This window comes from Paenibacillus sp. PL91, from assembly GCF_012935325.2.
In the GTDB taxonomy this organism is placed as follows: domain Bacteria; phylum Bacillota; class Bacilli; order Paenibacillales; family Paenibacillaceae; genus Pristimantibacillus.
The window spans coordinates 241,996-265,753 of the sequence record NZ_JABBYG020000008.1 but is presented as its reverse complement, the minus strand read 5'-3'; the positions used below and the strand labels follow the sequence as shown (position 1 = coordinate 265,753).

At 45.1% G+C, this 23,758-nt stretch carries 18 protein-coding genes; 1 reads left to right on the top strand and 17 read right to left on the bottom strand.

What is annotated here, in order from left to right; translation table 11 throughout:
• Positions 1-95: 95 nt before the first annotated feature.
• The 17 genes from HI950_RS19850 to coxB form a co-directional block, all read right to left on the bottom strand.
• Positions 96-1,754, bottom strand: a complete 1,659-nt coding sequence (locus HI950_RS19850) for an ABC transporter substrate-binding protein (RefSeq protein ID WP_169087986.1) — start codon at positions 1,752-1,754, stop codon at positions 96-98.
• Positions 1,755-2,004: 250 nt separating this feature from the next.
• A complete protein-coding gene (locus HI950_RS19845) occupies positions 2,005-3,126 on the bottom strand; it encodes a GntR family transcriptional regulator (RefSeq protein WP_169087983.1) in 1,122 nt (373 codons plus the stop codon).
• A 140-nt stretch (positions 3,127-3,266) separates the two neighbouring features.
• Positions 3,267-5,648, bottom strand: coding sequence for a family 78 glycoside hydrolase catalytic domain (locus tag HI950_RS19840; RefSeq protein ID WP_169087981.1), 2,382 nt, complete (start codon positions 5,646-5,648; stop codon positions 3,267-3,269).
• A 30-nt stretch (positions 5,649-5,678) separates the two neighbouring features.
• The gene (locus tag HI950_RS19835) at positions 5,679-7,421 is read right to left on the bottom strand and encodes a hypothetical protein (protein ID WP_169087979.1); all 1,743 of its coding nucleotides are present in this window, start codon (positions 7,419-7,421) and stop codon (positions 5,679-5,681) included.
• Between the two features lie 317 nt (positions 7,422-7,738).
• The gene (locus tag HI950_RS19830; RefSeq protein WP_169087977.1) at positions 7,739-11,698 is read right to left on the bottom strand and encodes a DUF5722 domain-containing protein; all 3,960 of its coding nucleotides are present in this window, start codon (positions 11,696-11,698) and stop codon (positions 7,739-7,741) included.
• A gap of 391 nt (positions 11,699-12,089) precedes the next feature.
• On the bottom strand, positions 12,090-12,368 hold the full coding sequence (locus HI950_RS19825) for a hypothetical protein (protein WP_169087975.1): 279 nt from the start codon (positions 12,366-12,368) through the stop codon (positions 12,090-12,092).
• Positions 12,369-12,728: 360 nt separating this feature from the next.
• The gene (locus HI950_RS19820; protein WP_169087973.1) at positions 12,729-14,036 is read right to left on the bottom strand and encodes an ABC transporter permease; all 1,308 of its coding nucleotides are present in this window, start codon (positions 14,034-14,036) and stop codon (positions 12,729-12,731) included.
• Positions 14,029-14,934 carry an ABC transporter ATP-binding protein gene (locus HI950_RS19815; RefSeq protein WP_169087971.1) on the bottom strand — a complete coding sequence of 302 codons (906 nt, stop codon included), beginning with the start codon at positions 14,932-14,934 and terminating at the stop codon, positions 14,029-14,031. The genes HI950_RS19820 and HI950_RS19815 overlap by 8 nt, the downstream gene beginning before the upstream one ends.
• Positions 14,931-15,869, bottom strand: coding sequence for an ABC transporter ATP-binding protein (locus HI950_RS19810; RefSeq protein ID WP_169087969.1), 939 nt, complete (start codon positions 15,867-15,869; stop codon positions 14,931-14,933). The genes HI950_RS19815 and HI950_RS19810 overlap by 4 nt, the downstream gene beginning before the upstream one ends.
• A gap of 12 nt (positions 15,870-15,881) precedes the next feature.
• The gene (locus tag HI950_RS19805; protein ID WP_169087967.1) at positions 15,882-16,268 is read right to left on the bottom strand and encodes a GntR family transcriptional regulator; all 387 of its coding nucleotides are present in this window, start codon (positions 16,266-16,268) and stop codon (positions 15,882-15,884) included.
• A 29-nt stretch (positions 16,269-16,297) separates the two neighbouring features.
• Positions 16,298-17,023: a hypothetical protein gene (locus HI950_RS19800; protein ID WP_169087965.1), complete on the bottom strand. Its 726-nt coding sequence runs from the start codon at positions 17,021-17,023 to the stop codon at positions 16,298-16,300.
• 171 nt (positions 17,024-17,194) lie between these two features.
• Positions 17,195-17,656, bottom strand: a complete 462-nt coding sequence (locus tag HI950_RS19795) for a DUF420 domain-containing protein (protein ID WP_169087963.1) — start codon at positions 17,654-17,656, stop codon at positions 17,195-17,197.
• Positions 17,657-17,691: 35 nt separating this feature from the next.
• Positions 17,692-18,588, bottom strand: a complete 897-nt coding sequence (gene ctaG, locus HI950_RS19790; protein ID WP_169087961.1) for a cytochrome c oxidase assembly factor CtaG — start codon at positions 18,586-18,588, stop codon at positions 17,692-17,694.
• Between the two features lie 92 nt (positions 18,589-18,680).
• Entirely contained in the window at positions 18,681-18,998 is a 318-nt protein-coding gene (locus HI950_RS19785) for a cytochrome C oxidase subunit IV family protein (RefSeq protein ID WP_053372411.1), read from the bottom strand.
• Between the two features lie 3 nt (positions 18,999-19,001).
• Positions 19,002-19,619 (bottom strand): cytochrome (ubi)quinol oxidase subunit III, encoded by a 618-nt coding sequence (locus HI950_RS19780; protein WP_169087959.1) that lies wholly within the window; start codon positions 19,617-19,619, stop codon positions 19,002-19,004.
• On the bottom strand, positions 19,616-21,463 hold the full coding sequence (gene ctaD / locus HI950_RS19775; protein WP_169088134.1) for a cytochrome c oxidase subunit I: 1,848 nt from the start codon (positions 21,461-21,463) through the stop codon (positions 19,616-19,618). The genes HI950_RS19780 and ctaD overlap by 4 nt, the downstream gene beginning before the upstream one ends.
• Before the next feature lie 74 nt (positions 21,464-21,537).
• Positions 21,538-22,587 carry a cytochrome c oxidase subunit II gene (gene coxB / locus HI950_RS19770; protein ID WP_169087957.1) on the bottom strand — a complete coding sequence of 350 codons (1,050 nt, stop codon included), beginning with the start codon at positions 22,585-22,587 and terminating at the stop codon, positions 21,538-21,540.
• A gap of 367 nt (positions 22,588-22,954) precedes the next feature.
• Here coxB and HI950_RS19765 point away from each other — a divergent pair, with 367 nt between their 5' ends.
• Positions 22,955-23,683, top strand: coding sequence for a hypothetical protein (locus HI950_RS19765; protein ID WP_169087955.1), 729 nt, complete (start codon positions 22,955-22,957; stop codon positions 23,681-23,683).
• The last annotated feature ends 75 nt before the right edge of the window (positions 23,684-23,758 follow it).

Below are 23,758 nucleotides of genomic sequence, written 5' to 3'. Positions count from 1 at the left end.
GTCCTCCCTTTCTTTCCGTCATTGAGACGGCAATTGCCGTATTCTTAAATTTCAATCTGCACAGGCGACGGCCTGTGCAGATTGAAGCTAGCGCATTAACGTTCTGGCGGTCTGCGTTCTGGGTTCTCTAAATCGGACAATTCCCGTTTCATAGATTTCATAGCAGGTTCCAAGTACTTATCAATATTAGCTTGGAGCTGCTCCAAATATTGATCCGTTGTTACTTTTCCAGCAAAGTAACGTTGCACTAATCCTACCCAATCTTGGACTGATGGTTGATAATCCCACATGCCGCGAGCTATATTGTTTGCTGCACTATTATATCCCTCGGTATTACCGATTGGCTCAAAGTCAGCAAATGCAACTTTCATGTCTTCTGGAAGTACAATGTCTTTAAGGGCTGGAGCACCGGAAAGAGCCGCATCGGAACTATTTTGAACAGCCTCTGCATATACGCCGTATCCTTCAGGACTAGTCAAATACATCATAAAATCCATATTCAATTCATTTTGTTGCGCATCCTTATTTACGATACCGTAGAAGCCAATAGGAATTTGAATGGTACGAGCAGGTGCCATTACCTCTGGACCTTCCATTGATGGCATATTGAAAAATCCATATTCAAACGGCTTCACGCCGCCTGTTGCGCCTGTTTTCGTCTCATCAGCAAAGTCTTTAGGCAATTGCCAGTAAGATCCCGGTGTACCTACCATTGTTGCTGCCTTTCCTGTTAAGAAGAGGTTATAGGACTGCTCCTCCTTAACTCCGAAGAAACCCTCAGGAACATAGCTGAACAATGTTTTCAAGTTCTCGGAATAAGCTTTCCATTGCGGATTTCCAGCGATTTTGAATGGACCTTCTTTATCTTTAACCGCTTTCCACAATCTCATTTCGTTTTTCGTTACATTACTGTTCGAATCATTATAAGGATCAGTTAAATCATAATTATAGGTATCATCTATACCTGGAACGAATGAGTAGTCTTGATCCTGAGAACGAATCACGTTAATATAATCCCGCAAATATTGGTCAGCATAGATACGCACTAGCCAACCCGCTTGGCCGCTCCACATCGATTTGGCATCGCCTGCAAGAGCTAGCGGTGTGTATCCCGCTTCTTTCACTTTTTTGAAGGCTTCAATCAGCTCATTGAACGTTTTAGGAACTTCAGTAACACCTACCTTTTGGAATATTTCTTTATTGTATACCCATACAATTTGTACGGATTCAAAGTTAAGATTGTAGAGAACATCCTCAGCGCCTACTCCTTCCAAATTGATACCCATCGCTTTGAGGTCGAGATTTTCTTTCCAAGATTTACCTGTGTAATTGTTTATTTTATCAAAGTATGGATAGTAGTTCGTGAATTTGCCGTCACTTAGCAATCCGAGCACTTCGTTATTGTTAACAATATCAACATCCGGATCACCTGCTGCGAATTGTGCTGTCAACCACTCTTTGTACCCTTCAGCTGGTTTATTATCTACCTTTACCTTCACTGCTGGATTCTTTTTCATATAGGCATCAGCTACCGCATTCCAGACTGAGGACGAAGCACCCATTAAGGAAATGTTGATATTGCCGGTCAGCGTTGAAGCTGGTGTTTCAGTTTCCGCTGGCGCTTTGGTTTCAGCGGCATTTGTCCCACCGTTTTTACCGTTTTCCCCTGATGAATCATCTTTGGTGCAAGCCGACAATATAGACAGCAGCATTACGATGCCCAAGAGAATTGCAAATCCTTTTCTTTTGATCATGTTAGTCTCCCCTTGCCCTTAGTTTTTGAGAATTAAGCGCTTCCATGGTGAGTCTAAAAAAAGCGCCGCGCAGCAGAAAAGTATAGATTTTATTATATCGTATACTTTACAATACAAAGTATACTATTTGATAGTGCTTTTTGCAACAACTTTTTGACTAAATAATGTATGCTTAGCAGTCACTTCACTTTTCATAATTTTATTAAAAAAAAGCTCCCGTTTACTAGGGAGCCCTACTGTTTTCTCTATTCTACTTCCCTTTTCGCTTGGAAGAAACCGGAGCTGTGCTGTCTCTCAAAACTAGTGTGGGAACGATCTCGTCTTTCACCAATTGATTGTCACCAGCCTTGAGGTCAAACAAGAGAATCTCTGCGGCACGCTGGCCTAGCTTCCTCGTATTCTGATTGATAGTCGATAGCCTTGGGTAAGAATACTCACTTATCTTCACATCATCGAAGCCCATAATGCTAATATCTTCGGGAACTTTCATGCCCAAGCTTCTAGCAGCATTCATGGCACCGATCGCTTTATAATCACTTGTGGCAAATACCGCAGTAGGTGGTTCAGGCAGCGCCATTAAAGCCCTAAAACCCTCATCACCCATCAATACTCGCTCATCAGCTCCGGCAATAACCGCAATTAGATCGGAATCAAACGGCACCTGATGCTGAGATAAGGCAAGGCGATAGCCCTGCAGCCTTAGAGAGAACTCTTGGTTTAAATCCACTATGGAGTTACCAGTCAATATAACACCAATTCGCTTATGCCCAAGAGATAGCAAATGTTGTGTGGCCAGATAGCCTCCTGTAAGATTATCCACGATTACATAAGGTATACCCAAGTGAGGGTAATAGAAGTGAACCGTTATAATAAGCCGTTTTTCTTCCTGCCAAGCTGTAAGTCGTCGCGACAACTCGAAATCATTGTTCAAAGTAATTAAAATAACGGCGGACTGGGGATCATTAGGCAACTCGTAGTCTTCACCCATATCCCACATATAAAAGGCAATATCATTCTCATCACACACTTGCTTGATGCCTTCGAACATATCTGTAAAGAACGGATGATTAAACGAGCTCACTTCATAGTTGCGATGTGCTAAATAAATAGTACGAATTTTATGCGTTTCAGTGGAAGACGGATTCTCACAAACGAAGCTGCCCTTGCCTCGAACCCGGTATACAAAACCTTCCTGCACGAGATCGGATAATGCCCTGCGGGAAGTAATTTCACTCGTATTATACTCCTTCGCTAACTCAATTTGAGTCGGAAGAGAATCATGCGGTTTAAGCTCTCCTTCAGTAATTTTGCGTTTAATATCATTCATTATATATTGATACATCGGAGTCTTGTCCGTCTTATCGATACCCATCCAACCATCACTCCTTACTAAATTAAATTAAGTATACTTTAACAATAATGCTAGCGCAAGACAAAAAGGCAGCGCTAGACCAAGCCAGTCAGCACTACCCTTGCAATTACGGGTACCATTTCAACTCATTAATCCAAGTATTAGATCATGCCATCCACTTGTTCCATTACAGTTATTATACCAGTAACTCGAGCTCTCGCATCATCCGTTACTACTGTTAATTCCTCTACTCCACGCGCTGTCCATGAGATTTCCTTCGGTAAGCTTACCTCATACTTGATCACGCCGTCCTCTCCAATTCTCCATTCAGCCTGGATATCCCCTAGTTGTGTTGGAATATTTCCTTCTGCCCATTCAATGCCTTTTACCACTGTAGGCTGCAGTCTAACGATTCCACTGCCAAGCTCAGATACTTCAACCCCAAGCAATTGCTCACTTAGCAAATACGTAGGCGATGCCCCCCATCCATGACATAGACTAACGGGAATAGAGTCCTGTAAGTAAGTTGGCGTATGACCTAAATAAGGACTTGGCGTCGTAACAAACGGCAAAGACGGATCGAATGTCTCCCACCAAGTCGTAGCCCCTCTATCCAGCATGGAACCCCAATAATCACGAACTTGAGCAATTGCGGCTTCTGCGAATCCAAAGCGGAATAACGTTTCCAATACGATATGGTAGAAAAAAGCACCCCGAATCCGAGGCAATCGATCCTTCAAATAATAGTTCTGAACAAAGTCTCTCACTTCAATCTCATCCATGATACCCGACCACGCTGCAGCGAAGTTAGTCTGAGCTGTTACACTTGTTGATAAACCTTCACTGGTTAGACAGTCCGCATAGACCGTTGTACCTGGAACTCGAAGCAGATTGCGAATCGCGCTGCGAAGGGTGATCGCTTTTTCCCGGAATCCTGCCGCAACTTGGAATTCCCCCAACTCCTCAGCCATTAAGGCTGAGGTATTCAAAAACTTATAATAGAAACAGGAAATAGCTGTCACGCGATCTTTCCGTTCAATATCATCTGACCAGTCGATGAAACACCACCAGCCTTCACGATCCGCATTTGCGAACAATCCCGATTCATCTTCCTGCTCAGCAAACCAATCAACCAGTCGATTCACATAAGGCCATACCTCATGTAGAAAAGCAGTATCTTTCGTATAGCTGTAGTACTCCCATACACCGAAGAGCCAATGTGCGCAAAAATCAGGCAACAGGAATGAATTATGCTGTGGACCCGTTCCTGGAATCGAACCGTCATCATTCTGAATTCGTGCTGATTGCAGTAATGACTTACGAACGAGCGCTGGATCATCGAATGTTTGATACACCACCTTGGCCATGACGACCGAGTCAGCTACCCATAACGCTCCCTCACGGTATGGACAATCCTCAAAGTGGTTCTGACTGTTAACGATTGTCGTATAACGACCCGTCTCCCAGATTCGGTTCAGTCTATCATCGCTGCAGCGGAAGCTCCCGCTATCAACAAATGGATAATGAACGAACCGAACATGCAGGCTTCTTACTTCAAGAGGAACCGGTGTAGCCATTACAGCAACCTTCATATAACGGAATGCCCTTCTCCCGAACGGAGACAGCCGATTTTCCCCCTTGCGGAGAAGGTAAGTGTCCATCAGAGCTACTTCCAGCGATTCCCCAAAATATAATTGCAGAACGCCACCTTCTTCCGCAAACACTTCTAGTTCCGGATAGCCTACCATTTCAGCTCCGAAATCATAAGTAATTTGCGGAATCGAGCCCGGTACGGACGCATCTATGGTAATGAACTCCTCCAGTCCGAGCTGTTTCTTCGACAGTGGTGCCTCTGGTGATCGTATCTCCCCTGTAAAAGGCTCAGATGATACAACCGAAATAGGTGATACAAGCGTTTCCCTTAGAAAAGGAATTTCGCGCGGCATTAGTCTCGGCCATGGGGAATCAGATTTCTCTGCTTCTGCCACTGCAACAGCAAATGGCCATGAATCATCCTCATAATCCGTTTGCTCCCATCCATCCTCTTGGGAGAGGTCCATCATTTCACGGTACCCGCCCCAGTAATGAAGACGACTCACATGCGGCTTCCATCGCGGCGATCGTCTGCACTTCCAGTCCGAGCTGCTCGCAATTGTCCGTAAGACGTTGTCTTCTGCTGCATTTGTCTCATACCAGTCAATCTGACAAATCATACCGCCTGGCCCCTGCAATTGCCCAGTTACAATCATATCCTGGCCGAAGTTATATGCAAGGACAGCTATGGAATTGCTACCCACTCGCAAATAATCGGACACGTCATACGTATCATAAGAGATCCAGGAAAGATCAGCAGGAGTCGGTCCTCTTCCAATCTCGATGCCATTTACATATAACTTATAAAACTGATTAGCTGAAACTCGCAGCCTCGCCTGGCTGAATGCCGATTCTATAGCAAAGTTTTTACGAGCCTCCACATAAACATTGTTATCAATAGCGGTCCTAGCTGTCCATATCCACTCCGCCTGCCAGCTATCCTGTATCATGACGTTCCTCCCGTAATTTAAGCATAAAGGTTAGTTGTTAACTGATTGCTCTTTTTTATATTTCTTGAATTTATATATATAGTTCAATCTTCCTTCCGGCGCTACATCGCCATATTGAAAGAAATCTGTAATTTCACCGTCATTCTGCATATGATCTACCCATTTAAATTCCAACCAGATTCCGCCTTTCGTCTCATCTATTCCCAATAAAAGATGTGGGAGCTCAAGTTGCAGCTCGTTCCCATTGCAGGCGTACTGCACTTCCCCTACCGGCTTCCAATTCCAACCGCCAGTGCTCCTCTCTAGCCAAGTTGCTGCATCACTTATAACGTTTCTATTAATAATATACTGATAGCCTTCCCAGCCTGTGTTGCTCTCCGTTCTAACACGGATCAGCAGCATCATCCAGTGCCGATCTGTGAATGATGAAATCGGTTCCTTCGTTTGTGCATAAAAGTATAGGTATTTATCGGTATGAGCTGCTTTTAGCGTAACAAAGTCATTTCTCCCCGTATCGTTCGTATAATGAAGATCTCCATAACCGGGGTGGTCGCGAGGTACCGTGTCTCCGGCAAAATCTCTGTACTGCTGGGTAACTTGTTGCCATGCGCTAAAATCTGGCCCCATCAGGAGTGGCTTATCCAACTGGAAGCTGCCTTTTCCTTGCTCGGACATTCCCTTGAAACGGCGTATATAACTGATTAATTGCATGTAATAATGGTCACCGTACCCATCCTTCATAGGCTCGATGTCTCTACTGAAGTTCAACGTCGCCTGATCTACAAATAACACGGGATGCTCTTTAGTTCCAGTTAATCGCATGGCGATCCACTCATTCCATCCTGTGACGAATACAATCTGTGGATCTTCCTGAAGTGCGAATTCCCACTGCTCTGCAATGTTCATACCCTGATCTATTGCATCAAGCGAAGAGCCCGCTTCTTTTGACTCCATTCCATCATGATAGTCTCTGCCCCAATTATCACCATATCCATAAAAAGGCGTATCGCTCATCGCAACGCTTGGATGCTGTGCAACAGAGACATTAATGATTTCCTTCTCACCCTTATCATTGTAAAAAACACGCTGCGGACGTTGAAATTCAATCCAAGGAAAACCATTTGTCTTTGCGCCTTCATTAGGCCATTGATTCAGACGGAAGGTGAAGAATTGCCGTTGTTCTTCATCGCACTCTTCGGGATCGCCGATAATAAGCGGCTTGCCCTTCCAATGAAACCATAAATGACGGAAACGACCCGGCTTATAAATATTTTCATAAATTTCTGAGACCGTCTTGCCGGATTCCGTATTTGTGTAGAAAACAAATTGCGGCACTTTGAAGCCCTGACTATAAATATCATCCATAATCTGGAACAGAATATGATAGACTCGTTTGTAAATTTCAGCATTTGTAGTATCAAATACAAGAAAATCTATACCAGAGCTCGCCAGCATTTGTACATGCTTGCGAAGCACCCATGCATCATCATTTAAGTAATAGCCATACAAGGGCTCACCCCAAAAATGAAATGAACTCGGTGGTCCCCAAGCCGGATGCGCAGGGTCATACACGGCCTCTGGCCAATTGGAAATAATTTGGGTGTTGTCAAAAGGGCCCCCTGTCCCATGCTGTCCCAACCAAAGAAAATAAAATAAACCCACGTAACGATCAGGGCGTATCGGACCTGCTTCCTCACGTGAAGGAAGCTCTCTTCCAAGACCGTCAATTCCTCCCCATTGATCGACTAAATAGAGATCATCTATATCGCGCATGCTGATTTCCTCCCTCTAATTAGATGATTGCTTACTTTATACCAACAGTTCCACCATCCATGATTGATGCTATTATGATACCGATCCAATATCCGCTACCTAAAGTATTCTTTACTCAATAATAATATACTTTATTACATATTTTTTCAACTAAATATACTCAAATTAGTCACCGTGTATTTAACAGCAAGCTGCCTTGTCGAAAAAAAGGACTGCCTTGCCCTCGTTAAGGCGCAGCAGTCCCTTTCGTTGCCTGTCGCAGTTCGCTACCAGACAATTCATGCATATAAAATTCGGTCGTTTAATCTATTCATTTTTTATTGCTGACTCCCAATGTTATCAATTTGGAATTGCGGAGCCCATGCCATCGCATTGCCTATTGCGCGGAATGAGAGTTCAATACCGGTAATTGAATGATGATGTGCCCATTCCGAGGTATCTACTGAAATCTTATTCCATTGATCCGGCGACATGGCTGCTGTGTAAGTAAAAGCTTCCGTTCCGCTTTTGAGCACCACTCGTGTCTCATAAGAAGCGTTTGGCACTCCTCCATAAGAGTTGATGTGATAATAAAATACCGGTGTATCCGTTAAATCAAATGGTGTAGAAGGTGTTGCCGTCAGTGTCTTCCATGCATCCGCCGGAGCAGCCTGTGAATTAGCCGCGAGTGCAAACATCCCATCAATCGGCACAGTAGGTCCGTTGGCAAAGGATCGAACTGCTGCCACCCCTGCCACATTTTCGCCTGCTGACCATCCCTGCACGCCATCCTCGAAGCTATACAACGAACCAGTAGGTTCTTCTACAGGAACCTTGTCTTGCAGCGTGAATTGGAAGCCTCGTGCTTCATACTCCAGCGTTATCTTCGGCACTATGCCTTCTTCCGGCTCATATTTAGTCACTTTAAGCGTAACAATCTTGCTTTGTCCCGTACTAAGGCCTTCTAATGAAATACTGCTCGGAGAAAATTGAACTGACTTGCTCGATTCCACTTTAATCTTCTTATTAAGCTTGCCCGAGCTATTATTCGTTATGGTCACAGCAATCTCAGAACCAACTTCTAGCCTCTTTGACAACTGGTTCGCAGTTACCTCAAGGTTGACATAATCTTTGTTCTCCGTTACCTTTTTAGCGAAAGCTGCCTCATCAATATATAACTCGCCCTTCCAAGGGTCGCCGCCTTCTGTTTGCACCCAGATTTTGATGCGGTCAACCGCTGTGGCGCCCTTCCAATTCCCAAGCGGAAGCGCTAGCTGCTGCCAGTCGGCAGAAGGATCAAGCTTCGCTATCCCCTCTACACTCTTAGTTCCGCTATAAACGATGAATTTAGCATAATAGTCTTTATCTGAATTCGCGTTAGGCAGCTTAAGCGCTGCTGTGAAATAAGGGGTTTTCTTCACATTGATTGGCCGCTCGTATGTCTTCTGCACGCCCGCCCAATTTATCCCATAAGGACTGTTTATTGAAGCTTTCAAGAAGCCTATACCCCTGAATGCGTCACCTGTTATACGTTCTACGGAGCTTACTTCATCCGATTCCTCATAGCCTTCTGTACTGGATTCAAATCCACCATCGTTCGTGCTGTCCTCCGTTTTGCGGATGAAATCTAATCCATTCAAGACTGGCTCAGTCCGATCATTTAGCTTAGATGGGTCGAAATTCGGAATAACATCTGTCCAGTCGTCAATACCGATGATTGCTTTGGCGAATGCCGTCTCTTCAAGTGATCGACTTGTATCGATATACTTGAACACGTCATAGATGACCTTATGTTGATCAGGAACAGTAACTGAATTAGGTGTATGCGTCCATAAACCGAGGTTCAAGCCCCCTTCTTGCCCATGATCAACATGACGGTGCAGAATAAAAGCATCAATGCCATCCAAGAACTTCACCTTGTAATATGCGTACGCATAAGATGCTGCTTGGATCTCTTGATCAGCTACAGAGTTGCTTAAACTGTGGAAGCCTTGCTCGGATAAAATAATGCGGCGCATCGCGCCATCAAATAAATATGCAGGCTGCTTCATGTAATCCACGAGAACTTCCAGGTTTTTAAAGGTAATGCGCTTGGTATCAAAAGAGTCCGTTGCCGTTGCATCATTCCAGAACCTCGGATTAAACAGATCCTCCGGATACGGATGAAATGCGACATTCCAAGCAAAATTCCCTTCTGCGCCTATCAACTGGGTTAGACGATCCACGATGACCTTGTTATCGTATTTCCACATGGAATCGCCTTCTAGGTTCTCATTCCAGAAGTGATCCAAAGACACATAGGTTCTCGCATTGGCATACTCCGACTTCACAATCGTATCGATCAGACGGAGTGTCTGCGCGTATTCCCGAGCGTACGCATCCACTGGCTTTGGCCCCATATTGTTCCATACTTTGTTCTGTCCAACCTCATTGCCGACAATATAATTAACAGCTCTGCCGTATTGCTCATTCGCCATAGAATAACGCTCGGCCAAGAACTTTGTAGCTGCCTTTACGTACTTAACACCTGCTTCATTCGCTGTATTCAAAGCATATACAATACCTCCCTGTTCCGAATCCGGATGTATTAAATATTCATTCGCCGATTCGGGGTCCCGTGTGTCATACATAATTAGAATGAGTGAAACAAGTGTATTATTATCAGACAGACTCTTTATCTCATTATCCATCCGTTCAATTTTGTCCTTACGGAAGTAAAAGGTCTCACCCTCGACTTCATAAGCGATCGTATTGTCAGGATGGCTATTCGCTTTGTACATAAGCTCGTTATAAGGAACGTTCAGTGCTGCGTGACTAATCCCCAGCTCCTGCGCATCACCAGTCATTTGCACTTGAAGTCCCTTAATGCTCTGTGCTTGAGGGAATGGCTCTGTATTGCTTGCCATCACTTCTGCATTGATCACATACTGAGGAGCATCAATCGCTATATATTCGCCTTCGACTGTGCGAGCTGCAACTACGAACTTAGAGTAAAGCCGACTGCGTTCACCATCTGTTAACCCGATTTCGAATCGGAATGATTGCCCGAGATTCGTTTGGGCGGTCGGCGACTTCGCTGCTAGCGTCGATTTCGCATCTTCGTAGGTAGCCAATTCAATCAAGTACAGCTGCTCAGACGGATGCGCCTCTACGAATGCTTGATTCAATGTACCATCGATCACCAGTCCTCCGCTTTCAATCCGTGCTTGTGCCTTTCCATCGTAAGGCTTCTCTAGCTGTGCTAACTGCTTAAAGCGAATTTGATCTACTTTTAATATACCTGAAGCAGCTTGCGGGATGATTCGAAACGCAGTCACCATCCCATTCCAGCCTGTATGATCCGAGAAGTTAAGGTCCTGTGTAAATTTCCCCTCTGTCGGAATGGTAAAGCTTTTCATATTGTCATCACTCCAATGACCGCCATCCGAGCGCCATTGCACCACAAGCTCAGAGGCACCTGTACCATTCGTCATTGTCACCGACATGCCATTTCGTTTAGCTGTATCGATCATAATTGCCGGTGACTCCAACAGACCTTGCCCATCCCATGCATAAGTCAGTTCATCGTCTATTACCTCTACCGTTCCAGTCGGAGCAGTAAAACCTTCCGTTTCTCCCTTTTCATTGAAGCTGAAGTCAATTGCATTAGTCGCACTAATATAATCGATCTGAAAATGACCATCCCAATAGTCATAGCCTGGTTGACCAGGCGATACATCAGCAAGATCATAATTTTGAATAAAAGAAACTTCCATCTTGGTCACAGCGTTGCGTCCTGCCCATTCATCCAGCTTAATAAACACTCGTTTCCAACTGTCTGGCCGAATCATGGCTACGCTTTCAAAAACGTCGTTACCGCTATATAAATTGATCTTCAAAACGTAATCGGCTGCGGATTGCCATCCCCAACTATTTGCCGCAAAGGCTAGAAAACGATAGGAGGATAGATCAAGTGGCTGATCGAACTCTCGATAAATCGTTCGCCAATCGTACACCTTTACCTGATTTGGGATTTGCTCTAGCGCTCCGCCACCCTCATAAGGCCCGTTTGGTCCATTAAGAATGCTTGTTACAAATGTAACCTCTTTCGTATTTACGCCTGCTTTCCAAGCTGACGCATCCTCCTGTGTATTGAAATCATTAATGATTAGAGCAGGAAATATATCCTGTCCTGATGTAACATGCTCCGATTCTTGAAGTCCAGGATCATAGGCTCCAGCCGAAACCGCCGCAGCAAAAATTAGCTGAAGCAACATGACCAATACAACCATAGTCGATATTCCACGCAAACGTGACATAAACAACCTCCTTAATCGAATATATTCATACTTCGTATATAATATATTTTAAAGGTATTCTTAAATCAATATACTTTGAATGAAAGTATACTTAATTAATGCTTTAGACCTATATAAGCAACTCATCCTACGCTTTTTGATAAAAAATACGACAACAAAATTAACTAACGGGAAAGCTTCCTAGAGGTCTGAAACCGCTACAATCCACTTATGGAGGCTTATCTGGCTTCCGTATACGAGCGTTATATACGATCATCATGCAAATTCATCGATGGTCAGGTGAGTGCACGGTACAGTTTTCGAGGTACAAATCTTATAACGCTGCTGAATACAGGAAAAGCCCACATTCCAAGGAATGTGGGCACGATGGTTTACTCCTACTTCTTTTCGCTTAAAGATCTGCAAGGCTTAAGCTGCTCCACGCTAAATAAATGCATATCACTGCTATAATGAAAAAGGCGCCAGATACCTTCTTATTTCTCCGCATTTTTATTCCATATGAACCGAAGAAGATTGCCGCAGCTATTTTGGAAAGGCTTTGGTAATAACCATGATCCGAAAAATATGAGCTACTAAATACAATCGATAAAAGCAAAGCTGATAGAATCATTACCTTGAACCATATAGGCTCGCTTAAAAATTGTCTATACATCGCTTTAATTGGCTGCATGTCGGGAGGCTTCCTTTCTCATTTGGTTTGACTGTTTCACTCATACCTATCCATGACTGTTGTGCGCAGCTATCGTATCCATTAGTTGAATGCTTATTTCGAATTGGAATTGAATTTTGATTCAGAACATTTACATCAAACTCTCGATGCATTAACGATTAGTCAAAAGTCCTGTTATGCAGAAACCATAATATTCTTTTATTGTCGCTTCAATTTAAAAAACGAAAAAACCCCGTAAATACAGGCTTTCTGTATGATCACGGGGGTCATTTCGGTGACAAATCATCGTATTTTCTGGTGACATTAGTACGTCCTAAGAGTGACAATAGTAGGTATTACCCACAACAGCATCCACTAAAATTAAATCTTGTAAGCCTTCATCGCTTTGCGAAGCTCTTTAAAGCTAGGACGCTTGCCGTACATCAACACGCCTGTGCGGTAGATTTTGGCTGAGAGCCATACAGCCGCGTAGATGGTGACGAGCAGAATACCGATCGAAGTCCACACTTCCCATACCGGGGGATCGGTCAAACCTAGTCTCAGCAGCATAACAAACGGCGAGAAGAATGGAACGAAGGAGGATACCTTCACCAGGATGCTGTCCGGGCTTGAAATGCTGAATATTGAAATGTAGAAGCCTGCTAGCGAAAGCATCGTAATCGGCAGAACCGCTTGGCCCAAATCCTCTGTACGGCTAACAATGGAGCCCACCGCAGCGAACAAGGTTGCGAACAAGAAGTAACCAGTCAAGTAGAACAGTACCGCGTATAACAGCAGCATCGGATCAATTTGTGTTAAATCGATATTGAACTGGCCTAGCATTTTATCGTTGTGCGGCATCGATATGTTTACGATAATCACGATCACGTAGATCGTAATTTGGATAAGCCCCACCAAAAACATGCCGACAATTTTACCGAACATTTGCTTAAGAGGCGATACGCTCGTAATAAGCAGCTCCATCACGCGCGAGCTTTTCTCTGCTGTAATTTCCGAAGCGATCAATTGCCCCGTAATCATAATGGCCATGAACAGAAGGACGACGATGAAGTAAACGAGTCCCATATTAACTGCTTGCTCCTCCGGCGTCTTGCCTTCACCGACATTGCCTGCGCCTTCCGTTGCGGAAATTTGTACCGATGCGATTTTGATCGGTGCATTCAGCAGCGCTAGCTGTGCTTCTGACAAGCCGGCATCCTGGAGTACAGTAGCCTGACGAATCGCTTGAAGACCATTCTGAATCGAGCTGGTCAGTTCGAATGCCAGCAGCTTCTCGGATTTATACGTCAACTCCGGAAATCCGCTCTCTGTCATTTTGCCAAACACCAAGTAGCCTTTAATGTCTTTGTCTGTAATCGCCTGCTTCAGCTCATTCTCGTTCTCTGCCTCTGAGCCTTTATCCTCGTATGGAACCAGCTTTACGCCAGGCTTCTCCTGCTGCTCAAAATAAGCTTTAAGCTGATCACCCGTCGCCGCACCTTCCGCTTGCGAGGATTGAATGTAACCAATGCTAGTCACTTTGTCGCCGCTGCCGAATTGCGAGAAAATATAAGGTAGATTAATAGCGATTGTCATAATAACGGCAATAATAAGCGTCGTAATGACGAATGCTTTGCCTCTGAATTTATTTTTTAACGTAAAGCCAACAACTGTCCAAAAATTACTCATGGCTATCACCGCCTACTGTTTTAATAAAGATTTCGTTTAGGGTTGGTTCCTTAATCTCGAATCTTGAAATGTTTGACTGCTCCAAGGCATAACGTAAAATCTCTCCGCCAACAGCTTCGTTTGCAATCCCAACTTCGTATCCATATTCATGGCGATTTACGCTTGTTACGCCGACAATCCGTTCCATACCCGTTACTTCCTTCTCCGTGTTGAGAATGACGCGCTCTTTAGGAAATTGCTTCTTAATATCTTTTAAATTCCCCTTCAATACTACATTTGAGCGATGCAAAATGGTTATGTTCCGGCATAGCTCCTCGACATGCTCCATCCGGTGAGTCGAGAATAGGATGCTCGTGCCTGTGTCACGCAGCTCCTTAACGGTTGATTTCAACAGCTCGACGTTAACCGGATCAAGTCCACTGAACGCTTCATCAAGGATGACGATTTTGGGAGAATGAATAACGCCTGCGATAAATTGAATTTTTTGCTGATTCCCTTTGGATAGCTCTTCAACCTTCTTGTTGTAATTCTCCGGCACCTCGAATCGATCCAGCCATCTCTTCAGGCTTTGCTCTGCATCCTTCTTCGACATTCCGCGCAGCTGAGCCAAATAAATAAGCTGATCGCTGACGCGCACCTTTGGATACAGCCCTCTCTCCTCCGGCAAATAACCGAGATTGCGGAGCTGGTCATTGCTGTATGCTTTCCCGTTGTACAAAATTTTTCCGTCATCCGGGTAAATAAGCCCTAGCACCATCCGCATCGTCGTCGTCTTTCCTGCGCCATTGGCTCCTAGCAGACCGTAAATTTCACCTTCACTAACCTCAAAGCTAATACCGTTCACAGCTGTTTTGTCCCCGTATTGCTTAACAACATTTTCTACGATTAATGGATTCATTTTATTGCTCCCCTCGCTTCATTCGTTCTTGTACTTAATCGGTCCTGCATAAGTAAAGCGTTCATAATTTCATCGAGCTCAAGCGCCTGCCTGCTGACGATTTGAAAACCTTCCGCTGCACACCATTGTTCAGCTTCAGCTGCTTTATTCGTTGTGATGCGGTACGTCATTCCGCCCATATGCTCCACGCCGCATTGACCGGGCATAAATGCTGCCTTCTTCGGATTTAGCCCTGTGCCGCTGACAAAGATCGTAAACCAGCTGCTGAAAAGCTCATCCTTCTCATAGATGCCAAGCACCCGTCCCTGCGCCATAAATACGATAAAATCGGCAAGGCGTTTCACTTCTTCAATAATATGGGAGCTCATCAGAATGGTACGATCACCTCGGTCCATATACCGATGAAGCACCTCGATCATCGTTTTCCAAGCAAGCGGATCAAGCCCTGAAGATGGTTCATCCAATAACAGAAGGTCCGGATGATGGGCCAACGATAACGCAAACTCGAATTTGCGGCGCATTCCCTTTGACATTTTGCCAAGCGCTTGGTTATCATCGACCTCAAGAATATGCAGCAGCTCGCGATAGCGATTAACATCCCAGCTGTCATACCAGAAACGATGAAAGGCTGCCTTCTCCGTCCCTTTCATGCTATCCTCATGCGCGGAAGACTGGTCATGCAAATAACCGATTCTTTTCTTCAGCTCGGTGTCCAGCCCCTTCTCAACCTGATGGCCAAGAAGCTGAATCGTGCCCTCATCCGCCTTATCCAAATCAAGCATCAACCTGAAAGTCGAGCTCTTGCCGGAGCCGTTTGGACCAACTATTGCTGTAATGTATCCGCTTGGAATGCTCATATGAAGTGGGCCTAGCTTGAAATTTGAGCGATTCTGCACAACGCCGTCCAGTTGAATGGCAATCGTATCTTCTATCATGCGTCCCATCCTTTACTCAAAATGTTTATTCATCGCTTCTTTAAACATCGTCGCAAGCTCTTCCTCCGTACACTGAACCCGCTTGCCGGCAATGACCGCCTGCTCCAATGCTTCAATGACAGCGGCGAGTCGATGACGATCACGTTCCTGTTCCCCAACCTGCGCCACATACGTGCCGGTTCCTTGCCGCGTTCGAAGCAGTCCTTCCGCTTCCAAATCGTTATATACGCGCTTTACGGTAATAACGCTGCATTTAACCGTTTGCGCAAGCTCGCGAATCGATGGGAGCAACGTACCTTCCACTAGCTGTCCGCTTACTATTAATGCGCGAAGTTGTACTTCGATCTGATGATAAAGCGGCTCTGCGCTTTGCTCGTTAATTTGTATCGGCAGCCGCATGGCCTTCACCTTCTTCCATTCTCTAATGACTAAGCGCTATAGCTGCGTTTCTCAAGACGGTTTTCAATGCGATTCACTCCTATGAAGATAGCTGCAACGCTTATTGCGATAGTCGCTAAAGCAATCCACCAGTGTCCGTTTGTGATCGCTTGCAGGGACACGACAACAATATTGCCGTGCATCAAGACTGTTAAACCAAGCGAGAAAACGAGTAGTACAAAAATATAAGCCATGTTAAACAGGAAGTATATTTTGCCTGAATGGCCGACTTCCCAGTACACGTAGGCAATTGCCATCGTTAACGAGTAACCGAACCAGAATAATCCGTAGAGTGCAAAATGTAAGGTGGATATGTCCGCTCCCATATTTCGTACTAAGATGAATTGAGCAATGAAAAATAGAAACTGTGTTGCAAACAATACAATCGCTAGCTGCATAATTCGTCCCAACGCAATTTGCTTGGATGAGATAGGCAGCGTTCGCCAATACGCTAATTTTTTGGTATAGCTATTATCCTTCCAGTAACGCATCATCGTTTGATTAAGAATAAACCCCATGCAAGGCATTAACGTTAGATAAATAAAGTCTGCAGCCCAGTAGAGCGCCCTTTCTTTGTCGCCATCAATCACATCATTTAATAATGGAACCGTGAATAACAATAAATAGCCGATAAATAAGATCGAGAAGAGACTTTTCCAACGATCCCTAGCCAGTTCATGCTTCGCTAAATACCAAGCGCCTTTCCATAACTCCATTGCAATTACTCCCTTCGCTCAACCAGTTGTTATACTGTATATATCTTTATACACAGTATATTCACTGTGCACACCTTTGTCAACGCTTCCCAATAAATAAAAAAAGCCATGCTTCCGAAAGAGTTTTCTCTCCCGAAAGTATGGCTTTCCAACTGGCTATAAATCATAATCCTATCCGAAAATCGCATCTATCATAGGCTCGGTATGACCGCCCGGATACATGAGGTAAAGCAAAACATAAACCATGGTGCCGGTAATGGCGGTTACGAACCAAATAAGCGAAGTAACCTTTCCCCACTTGCGATGCTTAGCGAATTTCTTCTTGTAGCCAAGTGTAAGCGTCGTAATGCCAAATACGGCTGCAACCGTCGCAAGCACGATATGAAACAATAAGAAAACGAGATAATAGGGCTTCAAGCCATCCGGGCCGCCCCATGAGGTATTGCCTACAAATATCGTTCTTGATACGTATACGATAAAAAAGATTGTCGCTGCAACAGCTGCAAAGAACATCACCTTCTGATGCTCCTCCAGCCTGCGTTTAATGGCCAGTCTCCAGCCTATGGCTACCAGCACTGCGCTAAGCACAATGAAGAAGGTGCTAATTGTCGGCATAATATTATAACTGTTCAACGTTACCCCACCTATTGTTCATATAATGAATGTTGCTATGCCGTACCGGTATTCGTATTTGGCAAATCATCTTCCGTATGCTCTCGTTTGAACCATTGCTTGAAAATATAGGCCAAAATAATGCCGTACATAATCTCCTGGACAAACTTCATCACGATTCCGCCAAGCTGCTGATCCTCAACGACATCCATAATATTAAAAAATTGCGGACCGCTGAAGCTCTCCAGCAATCGACTAGGATCGCCCGTTACACAGTACCCCATTGCAGTTACCCAAACGTTTGGATCGCTGTAGATGGCATACATGGACGTTTTCGCAAAAATAATTAAAGCACAGGCTGGCGTTAGAAGCATTCCGTTCGCAAAAACATAAGCCATTCTCTTCAAATCGGTGAGTCTGGCCCACTCTGGCACAGGAACAGCAATTTGCCACCACATCATAAACGATGTAACGAGCAAAATAAAATAATAAAGACGATGCACGGCAAAGTGCGTCATCACATAGTCATGGACAATGGGAACATGGTATACCGAAAACAAAACATTAAATAGCACAAGACAAACAATTGGATGCATCATAAAGCTAAGCTTTTTCCAAAACGGCATCAAGAATAGCTTTTTCCATAAAAAGCTAGGTACGCCTAGCAAAACGAGTGGCGGTACAATCAAATAAGACACAGACATATTGATCATATGAAATGTAAACATAAGGTGGCCTAGTAGATTAAAAGGCCCTCCGTGCACCAAATAAAACATAATAGCAGCGGAGACAAACATCACCTTTTGCAGTCTAGTTGCAGCCGGTGCTTGCGGATCATTCTTCTCTCGCCATGGACCGATCAGGTAGAAATATAGAATGACGATTGCCGCCATTCCGAACAGAAACATGGGGGTCCACAATTCCTCGAAGCGAAAATACTGTAAGCCAAGCATCGTGGAAGCTCCTTTCAATAACACTAGCCTATTTTTACAAAAGAGGAGGGACCCAAGCCTCGGGACCCTCCTCTCCTCCAATCAATCGATCTTTACCACCAAGCCCAATACTCGGCCATAATGACACATGTGAATACGATGAATACTCCAGTCAAAATTCCGATAATGGCGAAAGTATGACCACGGTCCTTCATGTGCATCCAGAATGCCATTTGAACGAACACTTGCAAAACGGCTAAGCCGACTAAAATAATGTAAATGAAATCTTTGTTGATTTCTCCGCTGATTACAGTCGCGAATGCGATGAACGTAAGCAGGATGGAGAAAATAAAGGCGATGATATGCTTCTTCGGTCCTTCGACCTTATGACGCTTGGGGCTTTCCTCTGTGGCTGTATGATTGCTGGCCATGGATTAAACCACCTTTCCCATCAAGTAAACGACGGTGAAAATGAATACCCATACAACGTCGATAAAGTGCCAGTACATACCGGCTACATATACCTTTGGTGCGGTAACAACAGTCAAACCTTTTCTTGCGAGTTGAATAATAATCAATGTGATCCACGTAATACCGAAAGCAACGTGCGCTCCGTGGAAGCCAACAAGCGTATAGAACGAGGAGCTGAATGCGCTCGTCGTAAAGCCGTGGCCTTCATGTACGTAGTGGTAGAACTCATAAATCTCTAGTCCTAGGAAGCCTGCGCCAAGAACAACGGTAATGATCAGCCAATTAATGAGCGCCTTTACCCTGTTCGTGTGCAGCGCGTGAACAGCGAATACGCTGGTCAAGCTTGATGTTAGCAATAATGCGGTCGCAAGCGCAACGAGCGGAAGCTGGAACAGCTCATGCGCTGGCGGACCGTCAAGAACTTGATGGCGAAGTGCAAGGAACGCTGAGAACAACGTTCCGAACAATACCGTCTCACCGCCAAGGAAAAGCCAAAAGCCTAATACTTTATTGCGTCCCTCGAGGGTCGCCTTTTCGGGCTCATGAGGCAATTGCCCCTCTACATGCGAATGCGCACTCATGCTTTCCCCCCCAAATCTCTAAGGATTTCGTCTTCTTCAATGTGGAAGCCGTGATCATCGATTGCAGAACGCAGGAACATGCAGCCGAACAAGATCGCCAAGCCAACGATACCAACTGCGTAGCCTGTTTTAAATGAGCCGAACAGGTTGCCCCAATCATGAGCGTACATGAATCCTAGACCTGCGATGAACAAGCCAAGTCCCATAAAGAACGGCAGGATTGAAGGAGATGGCATATGAATCGGACCAATCGGCTCTGCAGGCGTCATGCCTTTATGGCCATCCGTTTTTTCTTTCCAGTAAGCATCATAACCGCGAACAAGCGGCGTTTGAGCGAAGTTGTACTCTGGCGGTGGGGATGGAATCGTCCACTCCAGCGTACGACCGTCTTCCCAAGGATCTGCCGGTGCATTTTGTGGTTTGAATGCTGTAATAACGACGTTCAGTAAGAAGAAGATCGTACCGAAGCCCATCAAGAATGCGCCAACCGTACTAATCATGTTCATTTCATTAAAGCCAAGACCGTCAAGATATGTCCAAATACGACGCGGCATACCAAGCAAGCCAAGGAAATGCTGAATGAAGAATGTTAAGTGGAAGCCGATAAAGAAAGTCCAGAACGTCAGCTTACCAAGTGTTTCGTTTAGTACCCGGCCGAACATTTTTGGCCACCAGTAGTGAAGGCCAGAGAAAATGCCGAGAATCAATCCGCCTACGATAACGTAGTGGAAATGCGCTACGACAAAGTAAGAATCGTGATACTGAAAGTCAGCTGGTGCTGCTGCCAGCATAACGCCGGTAACGCCGCCCATTACGAACGTCGGGATAAATCCTACAGCAAACAAATTCGCTGTCGTGAATTTAATGGAGCCGCCCCACATCGTAAATAGCCAGTTGAAAATTTTGATACCTGTCGGAACTGCGATAAGCATCGTCGCAATCGAGAACAGTGCATTCGCGACCGGTCCAAGACCAACCGTGAACATGTGATGCGCCCAAACCATGAAGCCCAAGAAGCCGATCAGGATTGTAGCGAATACCATCGAGCTGTAACCGAACAAACGCTTGCGTGAGAATGTACTTATTACCTCGGAAATAACGCCGAAGGCCGGCAGGATGAGGATATAAACCTCAGGATGCCCGAATATCCAGAAAATATGCTCCCATAGTACCGCGTTACCGCCGCCTGTAGGATCAAAGAAGTTTGCGTCAAACAATCTGTCGAACATAAGCGCCGCAAGACCAACTGCAAGAGCAGGGAATGCGAACAAGATAAGCGCTGAAGTAATGAACGCTGTCCATGTGAACATCGGCATACGCATGAATGTCATGCCTGGCGCACGCATGTTGATAATCGTTACGAGGAAGTTAATCCCCCCGATTAGTGTACCGATACCGGCTATTTGCAAGCCGAGGACGTAATAATCTACGCCATGGTCGCCGCTATAGGTTGTACCAGCGAGCGGTGCATACGATGTCCAACCTGCATCCGGTGCTCCACCTGTAAACCAGCTGACGTTAAGCAGCACGCCGCCGAACAAGAATGTCCAGAAGCCTAGTGAGTTAACGAAAGGAAAGGCTACGTCGCGCGCGCCGATTTGAAGCGGAACGACCGCATTCATAAGAGCGAACAACAGCGGCATGGCCGCTAGGAAGATCATGGTCGTACCGTGCATGGTTAGTAGCTCGTTGTATGTATCCGCGCTAACAAAGTCATTAAGCGGCTTCCACAATTGAACCCGAATCAAAATCGCTTCCAAACCGCCGACAAGGAAGAAAAATCCGCCAGCGATCATATACAATATGCCAATTTTTTTATGGTCAACCGTTGTCAGCCAGTCCATCAGACCGCTGTAACGTTTGACCTGATGCGAATGCGCATGAGCCAAAGTAGGTACCTCCTTCAATCACCGATAAATTATTGTTGGTAGTTAAGCTTCAGTTCAGATAAATATTTTGCAATACCTTCAAGTTCTTGCTCAGTCAAATCGATCTTGCCCATTTGGTTGCCCGGTTTAACTTCATCCGGATTTTTAATCCATTTGTGTAAGTTATCGTAGACTGAACCTTCATTGGAATATTGCGGATCATCGGTGTTAACGAGTATACCTCCGACAGTCTCACGGCTTCCGATACCTGTCAAGTTAGGATATGCCGGTCCGCCAAGGTCGCCCACAGCGTGGCAAGATAGACATTTGCTTTCGAATGCTTTCGCAATTGCTGGATCGCTTGGGAGTGCTACAGGCTCTTTAAGACCAGCTACCCAACGATCAAATGAAGCCTCGTCCACTGATTTGACCTTAAAGTCCATCAGGCCGTGCGAAGGTCCGCAAAGCTCGGCGCATTTACCTAGGTAAACGCCTTCTTTTGGAGCTGAGAAGTACATGGCGTTTTCATTAGCGCCAGGGTTTGTATCGATTTTACCCGCAAGCGATGGAATCCAGAACGAGTGAAGCACGTCAGCGGATTTCGCTTTAACGGAGATCGTCTTGCCTTTTGGAATGATAAGTTCCTGCGCTGTTTTGATTCCGTAATCCGGGTATTCAAACTCCCACCAGTATTGGTGTGAAGTAACGATTACTTGAACCGCTTCCGGATCTTTGCTGTAGTCTTTAGCTAAGTTAAATACGGATTGTACAGTCGGAACGCCTAAAATGATAAGCATGATGATCGGAATAACTGTCCAAATGATCTCCAGCTTATGATTCCCCTCAACTTGCTTTGGAATCGTTTTGTCTCCCTTGCGTCTGCGAAACCGAATAATTACATACAAAGAAATCGCAAAGACGACAACAATCACGATTAACATGATTCCGATTGCCAGTTTCATCAGTCCGAATTGCTCTTCCGCTACAGGTCCCTGAGGATTCAGCGTCGACAAATCGCTCCGCCCACAAGCCGCTAGCACCAGTACCATCATGGCCATAAGCGGCGCAAGCCGTTTTACAAATCGCCACCGTTTCATCATTAATCAACCCCACTTTTGACGTTTTCGCAGCTGCCTGATTTTCACGTGGCATGCGGCTGGCTGCGTGTTTCACAGATGTTATTACAACTCCTGCAACTTAAATCACTTTATTAAATATAAAGTTGAAGCCCCTATTTGTCAATGTTCCACAGAGAGTTCACAAATTGTTCTCAAAGCTGTCAAAAACGCATTGTTGCAACGTTTTTAAGCTATTGTATTCCAATTTGCAGCCTGTCTGTATGGCGTACTCTCTACCCTACATTGTGCACCAAACCCATGGTCAATTATGTATGCTCCTTGAAACGTATATTTACGCCTCCAAGGCAAAAACTAAAGCCATTATCGTATGAATGGGGGTCCGTTCTTAATGCTAAAACGAATGGCCGCACTGATGCTTTCCGCTATCGTATTAACGACCGCAGCCGGCTGCAATTACGAAGAGCTAGCCCAGAAAAGCGACACCGATTACGGCAGCCGTCAGGCCAACGATCCGAAGATGCTGGGCGGGAAATCGTATGGTCCGATGTCGAATAATCCGCATCAGCATGACAATGCTTTTTTTGAATACAGCTCGGTTGTTTCAAGAAAGGTTTCTGATCTAAATGGCATTGCCTCTGCAATCGTCATGCTGACGGACAAAAATGCGTACGTAGGCTTAATGCTGGATTGGACTGCAGTCGGCACCCGCAATCACGGCGGTAAAACGGAGCAAGACAATACCGGTACAAATGAAGGGGTATACAATCATGATACCGGAAGCCCTTACGGCAACAGCCGCATGCTCGTTTCACCTTACAATTCCTATTTTTCCGTCAATGATATTAATGACTTGTCTGATGAGCTTAAGCAAACCGTCGCCCTAAAAGTTCGCGAACTCGCGCCTACGGTACAAGAGGTTCATATTTCGGCCAACATGGAGTTCGTCAATTATTTCAATGAATTCGCCAAAGAGGCTTGGGGCGGACGCTCGCTCATGCCTTGGATTGATCAGTTTAATAAGGTAGTCAAATATCATTTTGCCGGAGGCAAGGATATGCCGGCGCCTATCACCCAGCCAGGAACCTATAGCCCTTCCGAGGCGCAAATGGATCAATAAAAAAATCGCTTCTATTATATATAGCAAAAAAAAGGCTCTCTTGTCGGAGAGCCTTTTTTTTGTTATTACAACCTA

Coding starts and splice junctions, on each gene's coding strand:
- HI950_RS19845 (WP_169087983.1), bottom strand. CDS start 3,126: ATGGGTATCGATAAGACGGACAAGACTCCGATGTATCAATATATAATG.
- HI950_RS19830 (WP_169087977.1), bottom strand. CDS start 11,698: ATGTCACGTTTGCGTGGAATATCGACTATGGTTGTATTGGTCATGTTG.
- ctaD (WP_169088134.1), bottom strand. CDS start 21,463: ATGGACTGGCTGACAACGGTTGACCATAAAAAAATTGGCATATTGTAT.
- HI950_RS19765 (WP_169087955.1), top strand. CDS start 22,955: ATGCTAAAACGAATGGCCGCACTGATGCTTTCCGCTATCGTATTAACG.
- HI950_RS19840 (WP_169087981.1), bottom strand. CDS start 5,648: ATGATACAGGATAGCTGGCAGGCGGAGTGGATATGGACAGCTAGGACC.
- coxB (WP_169087957.1), bottom strand. CDS start 22,587: ATGATGAAACGGTGGCGATTTGTAAAACGGCTTGCGCCGCTTATGGCC.
- HI950_RS19825 (WP_169087975.1), bottom strand. CDS start 12,368: ATGCAGCCAATTAAAGCGATGTATAGACAATTTTTAAGCGAGCCTATA.
- HI950_RS19780 (WP_169087959.1), bottom strand. CDS start 19,619: ATGAGTGCGCATTCGCATGTAGAGGGGCAATTGCCTCATGAGCCCGAA.
- HI950_RS19810 (WP_169087969.1), bottom strand. CDS start 15,869: ATGATAGAAGATACGATTGCCATTCAACTGGACGGCGTTGTGCAGAAT.
- HI950_RS19815 (WP_169087971.1), bottom strand. CDS start 14,934: ATGAATCCATTAATCGTAGAAAATGTTGTTAAGCAATACGGGGACAAA.
- HI950_RS19820 (WP_169087973.1), bottom strand. CDS start 14,036: ATGAGTAATTTTTGGACAGTTGTTGGCTTTACGTTAAAAAATAAATTC.
- HI950_RS19835 (WP_169087979.1), bottom strand. CDS start 7,421: ATGCGCGATATAGATGATCTCTATTTAGTCGATCAATGGGGAGGAATT.
- HI950_RS19800 (WP_169087965.1), bottom strand. CDS start 17,023: ATGGAGTTATGGAAAGGCGCTTGGTATTTAGCGAAGCATGAACTGGCT.
- HI950_RS19805 (WP_169087967.1), bottom strand. CDS start 16,268: ATGCGGCTGCCGATACAAATTAACGAGCAAAGCGCAGAGCCGCTTTAT.
- ctaG (WP_169087961.1), bottom strand. CDS start 18,588: ATGCTTGGCTTACAGTATTTTCGCTTCGAGGAATTGTGGACCCCCATG.
- HI950_RS19850 (WP_169087986.1), bottom strand. CDS start 1,754: ATGATCAAAAGAAAAGGATTTGCAATTCTCTTGGGCATCGTAATGCTG.
- HI950_RS19785 (WP_053372411.1), bottom strand. CDS start 18,998: ATGGCCAGCAATCATACAGCCACAGAGGAAAGCCCCAAGCGTCATAAG.